8 protein-coding genes are annotated in these 6,104 nt (G+C 35.6%); 1 reads left to right on the top strand and 7 read right to left on the bottom strand.

Annotation, left to right across the window (positions count from 1 at the left end):
* Positions 1-48 precede the first annotated feature (48 nt).
* The 6 genes from RMR19_RS06920 to RMR19_RS06895 all read right to left on the bottom strand — a co-directional run bounded on the left by RMR19_RS06920 (position 49) and on the right by RMR19_RS06895 (position 5,365).
* Positions 49-1,002: a recombinase family protein gene (locus tag RMR19_RS06920; RefSeq protein ID WP_310602769.1), complete on the bottom strand. Its 954-nt coding sequence runs from the start codon at positions 1,000-1,002 to the stop codon at positions 49-51.
* Positions 1,003-2,694 (bottom strand): recombinase family protein, encoded by a 1,692-nt coding sequence (locus RMR19_RS06915; protein WP_310602768.1) that lies wholly within the window; start codon positions 2,692-2,694, stop codon positions 1,003-1,005.
* Positions 2,695-2,837: 143 nt separating this feature from the next.
* Positions 2,838-3,104, bottom strand: a complete 267-nt coding sequence (locus RMR19_RS06910; RefSeq protein ID WP_310602767.1) for a DUF6870 family protein — start codon at positions 3,102-3,104, stop codon at positions 2,838-2,840.
* 148 nt (positions 3,105-3,252) lie between these two features.
* A complete protein-coding gene (locus RMR19_RS06905) occupies positions 3,253-3,633 on the bottom strand; it encodes a recombinase family protein (RefSeq protein ID WP_310602766.1) in 381 nt (126 codons plus the stop codon).
* A 717-nt stretch (positions 3,634-4,350) separates the two neighbouring features.
* Positions 4,351-4,686: a helix-turn-helix domain-containing protein gene (locus RMR19_RS06900; RefSeq protein WP_310602765.1), complete on the bottom strand. Its 336-nt coding sequence runs from the start codon at positions 4,684-4,686 to the stop codon at positions 4,351-4,353.
* 346 nt (positions 4,687-5,032) lie between these two features.
* The gene (locus RMR19_RS06895; RefSeq protein ID WP_310602764.1) at positions 5,033-5,365 is read right to left on the bottom strand and encodes a helix-turn-helix domain-containing protein; all 333 of its coding nucleotides are present in this window, start codon (positions 5,363-5,365) and stop codon (positions 5,033-5,035) included.
* A gap of 230 nt (positions 5,366-5,595) precedes the next feature.
* Here RMR19_RS06895 and RMR19_RS06890 point away from each other — a divergent pair, with 230 nt between their 5' ends.
* Positions 5,596-5,820, top strand: coding sequence for a hypothetical protein (locus RMR19_RS06890; protein WP_310602763.1), 225 nt, complete (start codon positions 5,596-5,598; stop codon positions 5,818-5,820).
* Positions 5,821-5,852: 32 nt separating this feature from the next.
* On the opposite strand, the gene RMR19_RS06885 is transcribed toward RMR19_RS06890, so the two are convergent.
* On the bottom strand, positions 5,853-6,104 hold a 252-nt coding region (locus RMR19_RS06885; RefSeq protein ID WP_310602762.1), incomplete at its 5' end, for an accessory gene regulator B family protein.

The following is a 6,104-nucleotide window of genomic DNA, read 5'->3' as shown; positions in this document are numbered from 1 at the left end:
TTTGGAAAATTCATTCTCATTGTAGTATAAAGAATTTTTTTCAAGCTTTTATGCACTTTGTAAAAATACTTCTTCGCTGAAAATTGCATCATGTGTATGTTCTTTTATTGACCAGTCCTTCGAATCAATATCATGCTTCTTTCGCAATTGGTATTCTTTTCCACTGGTTCTCGCTTGAACAAGACATCCCATATAAGCCGGGTTTGATAAAAGTATCTTGATCGTTCCCCCTGACCATTCCTGCAGGCATTCTCCTTCTTGTCTATAAATATGTCCGGTCGTATGATAATCTCTTGGTCTATGTATACCTGACTCATACAGCCACACTGCAATCTGTTTCATAGTTTTACCGGATAAAAACAATTTGTAAACCTGTTCCACAATGTCAGAAGTGACTTCTTCCTTTATCAAACATTTCTTTCCATCAATCCAATCAGACTGATAACCATACGGAGGTGTCCCTCCTGTATAACTGCCCTGTTCCCACTTGGTTCTTTTACTGGACTCTACTTTCAATGCAATGTCCTTGGCATATAATTCATTCACAAGGTTTTTAAGATTGACGGCCATGATTTCATTTCCGCTTGAAATATTCATGCTGTCAAAATTATCTGTCACTGCAATAAACCGTACCCCTAAAAATGGAAATATCTTTTCTAAATAATTGCCTGTTTCAATATGATTCCTTCCAAAGCGAGACAGATCCTTAACAATGATACAATCAATCTTTTTCATTCGGACATCCTGCATCATCCGCTCAAATCCTTCTCGTCTAAAGTTAGTACCTGACTTCCCTAAATCAGAATAACAGTCATATAAAACCATGTCAGAATGCTCTTGCAAAAATTTTTTTGCAATTTCCACCTGCGTTTCAATGGATTCATTTTTTCTCTCACTACCATCTACAGAAAGTCTTGCATAAATCCCTACGGAATAAATCTTTAAGGGCTGCTTTAATGCAACCTTATCACTATATGGTATTTTTTTCGAAATTCTGGGCATTTACACTACCTCCCTCTGACTTTGCTGGTTTTGCTCTACAAATTCAGCCAGCATTATCGCTTTCGAGAATAGTTCCTTGTGCCGCATTTCCAGATATACCCTTTTATCCTCATATACAAGAATTTTACTTACAAATGTAACCAGTGTATCACGGTCAAGTTCTGTTATTTGCAAGGCTTCTTTCATACGCTCCAGCTGTACTCCTGCAGAAATTCCTGACTTAAAAAGTTTTTTAATGGTATCCTCTTGATTTTTTATTGCCTGGTTCAGTTCATTATACTGTTGTTCATAGATTTCACGGAAATTCCGAAAATCTTCTTCTGTAATAATATTTTCTTTCAAATCCTCATACAGTCCTGCACGCAGGGAAAGATATTTATCCTGCTCCTTATGCAGTTTTTCTATTTCTCTATCGAAAGCAACCACTTCTTCAAAATTAACTTGCAACTGGTTAATTCGATTAAGCACATTACTTTTATCCATAAATAAAGAAATCTGCTGTCTGATTCCAGTTAACACAATCTGATTCAGTACCTCTTCCTCTGTGCTGTGCCTAGTACACCCTGCTCCATTATTTTTGGTTCCACAGATAAAATAAACCTTTTCTTTTCCCTTATACTTATTCACCCTGCGTACCATCTGTTCATTACAGTCGCCACAAAACAATAGCCCTGTATACATATGAGATTTATTACTTTGACCAAGTGCTCTACAGTCTACGGCCATCAAATTTTTTACAATCTCAAAATCCTCTTTTGAAATAATTGGCTCATGGGTATTAGCTACTTTTGTCCATTCACTTTCCGGTTTTACAATACTCTTTTTGATTTTATGATTTAGTTTTTCCTCTTTCCCCTGTACCAGAGTTCCGATATATGTTTCATTAACAAGAATTCGTTTGACCGCAACAGAAGACCATTTTGCTTTCAATGTTGTATTAAATCCAGTAGAATATCTTTCTCCCTTAGACTTTTTATATTCCATTGGTGAGAGGATTCCCAAATTATTTAACTGGTCGGCAATGGCAAGGCTGCTTAATCCTTCAATTCGCCATGCAAATATTTTTCTGACAATATCTGCTGCATAGTCATCTGGTACAAGTTGATTTTTATTTTCATCTGACTTTCTATAACCGTATACAGCAAATGAACCGATGAATTCTCCGTTTTCACGCTTTACCTTCTGCTGACTCCTGACTTTTTGCGAAATGTCACGACAGTAGGAATCATTTACAAAGTTTTTTACCGGAAGTACCAGAGATTTTTCATTATGGTCTGCGGTAAGTGAGTCAAAATTGTCCGTCAGGGCAATAAAGCGCACACAAAAAGCCGGAAAGGTTTTCTGAATCAACCGCCCGGCTTCTATATAATCTCGTCCTAATCTGGACAAATCTTTTACTATAACACAATCAATCTTACCAGCCTCGATGTCTTCCATCATCCGCTTAAAAGCAGGTCTATCAAAGTTTGCTCCTGACCAGCCATCGTCCACGTAGATATCATAGATTTCCATATCATCATGCTGCCTGATATAGGAACGAATCATGTCCCTTTGAGAACTGATACTGTTACTTTCTGTTTTACCACTAGAAGTGGTAACTCTGCCATCAATATCCTTGCCACTTCCAGTGGCTGCGTCATCACGACTCAAGCGAAGATAGACGGCTACATTATAAAAATCTTTTGCATTCATCTGCGTTCCTCCTGATATTTAATGTTAGCAGAACCCGTCCTACGGGGTTTGTAACCAGCTCTATCAGAATTCCCACTGAAATAATCCTGATGATAGGTTAACATATGTTTTTTATTTTGTAAAGAATAAAACTTTTCTATATTTTATAGAATAATCTGTATTTTTCTCTTGGTAAGTAAAACCATTCTGTCATCTATTAATTCATTTGTCTCTGGCTGAAAGCCAATTTGTAAGACATACTCTCCGACATTTTGTGCAAATGGATTACCCATCTGCTCCATATATGATTTAATGCGGCTATCCACACATTTCCCACTATCAATAATAATATCTTCTGCATTTGCAAGCTGCTCCCGATCCAGCTCCATGATATTCATATTTTGTAATCTTTTCAATTCTTCTATAGTCATGCTCACATAAAACTCCTTTTCTGTCTATCTATTCAAAGCTATTCTGTTTGCTGATTGTCTTATTACATACTATTTATGCAAAATAAGAGCACGGAAATCCCGTGCCATTACTTTGCTCAAATTAATAATTAAAAGGAGCTCCTACATATTACTCTTCATCTTCAAGCTCAATTGGAATAAAACCCTTCTCCTCAATCGAGTACAGCTTGCAGTCCAATTGATTCAAATGCCAAAAGAATTGCGCCAAGTCATCAACATCTCTTGTAATGTCAAAAACAGAATTCACCATAACACATTCCACATCTCCATATTCCAAACGTCCTACAAGCCGATCAATAGCACTTCTGTCAATATCAGTTCCAGCCGTTTCATCCACAATGAAATCACTGACATAAATTCTCTTGGAAAACCCAACCCGAGAAATATTACGACAAATCTCATGAATTTTCTCATAACTCTTTCTGGACTTAACAAACCCTACTGCTCGCATCCGCTGTGGCAGATTTATTACCTGTAAATTATAATTCATACTTCTCACCTATTCTTTCTTAGAATTTTACAGAGAGCTTGCCGGCAATTATCCCCTGAGATAAAGAAGCTGTTACACAAGTGATGCAAATCATGAGTGCGTAACAACTCCCTTATCTCAAAGGATAACGTGACTTAATAGCCAGGCTAAAAAGCCACATTATTCTGTAAAATCATATATTTCCCCCAGCCGGGTAACATACACTGGGATGGCCAATTTCATAAAATGAAATTATCCCTCACTGCAGTTCTTCATGCCCATCCAGACAGAATCTACAGGTTGCCACACCCGGAAAATGCTTTCGCTGAAATTCCGGTGCTGTTTTATCTCATTACCTCTTGCTGCCAAACAAGTAGGCACAAACCTCTGCTCTGAACCTTCACGGGCGAAAACAAAATGCTTCAGGAACGTTATGGCACGAAATGGGTTTCTGCCACCCCCTCATTCAATAAATGATGAAAAGGCGAAAATAAAATCAGGTGTATGCATGTCCTATTTAGTTTTAGTTTGGTTCTTGTTTGAACCTGTATAAATCTTACCTTAATTTTTCTTTCTTGAAGAGTGCAAAAATTACCCTATTTTAAATATTTATAGGGTAATTTTTGCACCTATTTTCAAAAAACAAAAAACATCTCAATAAACTTTTAAAAGCCCATTAAGATGTTTCTGTAAAATTTTTCTTCCCTTTTGAATGAATGGCTCCGCCATATGTTTTTGTTAATTAGACATCATACTCAAACCTTCCACCATCTTTTCCATCATAAAAAACAGGTATTCTTTCTCCGATTTACTTCTCTCTCCCAGCAAGGCATAAAATTGTTCCATCTCCGATTTTTTTTCCTCTTCTCTTTGAAAAAGTAACGAAGGATCTACCTTTAGAGCCGCTGCAATGTTAATAAAACTATCCAATGTCATTCCATGGTTCCCTGACTCAATTCTTTTTATGGTATCGTAAGATACATCCGCCTCCTCCGCCAGCTTCATCTGCGACATACATGTTTGCTTCCTGTAATACTTAATATTATCTGCTATTGCGTATTTTAAATCTTTCAATCCATACTCTCCACCTAATTCTCATATGTGAAAACAGATTGGGTTCCCTCTAATTTGTACCTTCTAAACAAACTAAAATATTGCAATAAAAATGAGAACACTTAAACATATCCCGAAGGTATATCTAAATGTTCTCACAAAAATCTTCTTATGCAACATTTAAAGAATATAATCCATGACTATATCTTTACCCTCCTCAAAATTGATACTCCCCCAAGTGCCAATTTTTTCTGTTTTGGGTAATATAACATACTTTTCATCCGAATTTGTCAAAGTGTCACAAGTGGTCAATTATCTGTAACATTTAACCATTTTTAATAAATCCACACTCAAAATACAGCTTCTATCAATGAAATCTCTTTGCAATCTCAATCAATATATTCATAGAATCATCATCAAATTGTTTCACTTCTTCTATTAGCACTTTCAGTTTATCCGGGTGATTGGTTTCCACATCAAAAAATTCTGCGAACGTAATCCCCAGATAGTCACATATATTATATAGCCCTTCAATCGAAGGTTTTGATGATTTATTCTCAATCTTATTGATATATGCCGGATTTTGCCCCAACTCGATGCTCATTGTATGCGCAGATATTCCTTTTGCTTCCCGCATAGTGCGAATCCTGTCTGAAATAAATTCAATCGCCCAATCTAACGTAAAATCCTTATCATCCATAATTATTCCTCTCACATACATTTGAAATATCATTTTTACCAAGTTCAACTCTTTTCATTATAAACCACAAGTCTTATTATTTTGTTTCATATAAAGATATATTTATCTTGATTTTGTTCCTGTAATACTATATATTATTAACAAAGAAGCATTAAAAGACACATCATTGTTCTAAATGTGATTTAAACATGCAGGAACTCTGCAAAGATAACGAAAGGAAGAAAAATCAAATGGATGATATTTTATTACAGCTTTTTACTACCTATAAAACAAGCTCATATTATAACAACAGTTCGCTCGAAGTAAATATTGAATGGTTAAAAGAAAAACTTACGAATGAAGAAATGGATACTTTAGAAGAGCAAATCTATGATCTGCTACTAGACAATGAGAAAGATTTCTTTATTTGTTGTTTAAAATTCCTCTGGAGAATGCAACAGGAACTATCCAGTTAAAAAATATTCCGGTAATTGCCCCATGAAGCAATTTACCGGAATACTTTTTTTCCTATTATCATCAATACTGCAACAATAATAATACTAACGCCAATAATATAACAGAAATGATATAAGTCCATAACACTAAGAATTACCATAATCAATAATTGCATGCCCAAAATAGAAAGCCCAACAAAGCGAAATCTTCTTTTCTCTGCCCTATCCAACTTTCTTTTTTTACTATCCATGGGCATAAGACATAAGATCGTAACAATAGCAATAACAAGAAGCAACCACCCCAC

This window comes from Anaerosporobacter sp., assembly GCF_031551385.1.
Classification (GTDB): Bacteria; Bacillota; Clostridia; order Lachnospirales; family Lachnospiraceae; genus Anaerosporobacter.
This window is presented reverse-complemented; position numbering and strand designations above follow the sequence as displayed.

Excerpts from the sequence above, each read along its gene's own strand:
- RMR19_RS06920 (WP_310602769.1), bottom strand. The coding sequence starts at position 1,002 with ATGCCCAGAATTTCGAAAAAAATACCATATAGTGATAAGGTTGCATTA.
- RMR19_RS06915 (WP_310602768.1), bottom strand. The coding sequence starts at position 2,694 with ATGAATGCAAAAGATTTTTATAATGTAGCCGTCTATCTTCGCTTGAGT.
- RMR19_RS06910 (WP_310602767.1), bottom strand. The coding sequence starts at position 3,104 with ATGACTATAGAAGAATTGAAAAGATTACAAAATATGAATATCATGGAG.
- RMR19_RS06905 (WP_310602766.1), bottom strand. The coding sequence starts at position 3,633 with ATGAATTATAATTTACAGGTAATAAATCTGCCACAGCGGATGCGAGCA.
- RMR19_RS06895 (WP_310602764.1), bottom strand. The coding sequence starts at position 5,365 with ATGGATGATAAGGATTTTACGTTAGATTGGGCGATTGAATTTATTTCA.
- RMR19_RS06890 (WP_310602763.1), top strand. The coding sequence starts at position 5,596 with ATGGATGATATTTTATTACAGCTTTTTACTACCTATAAAACAAGCTCA.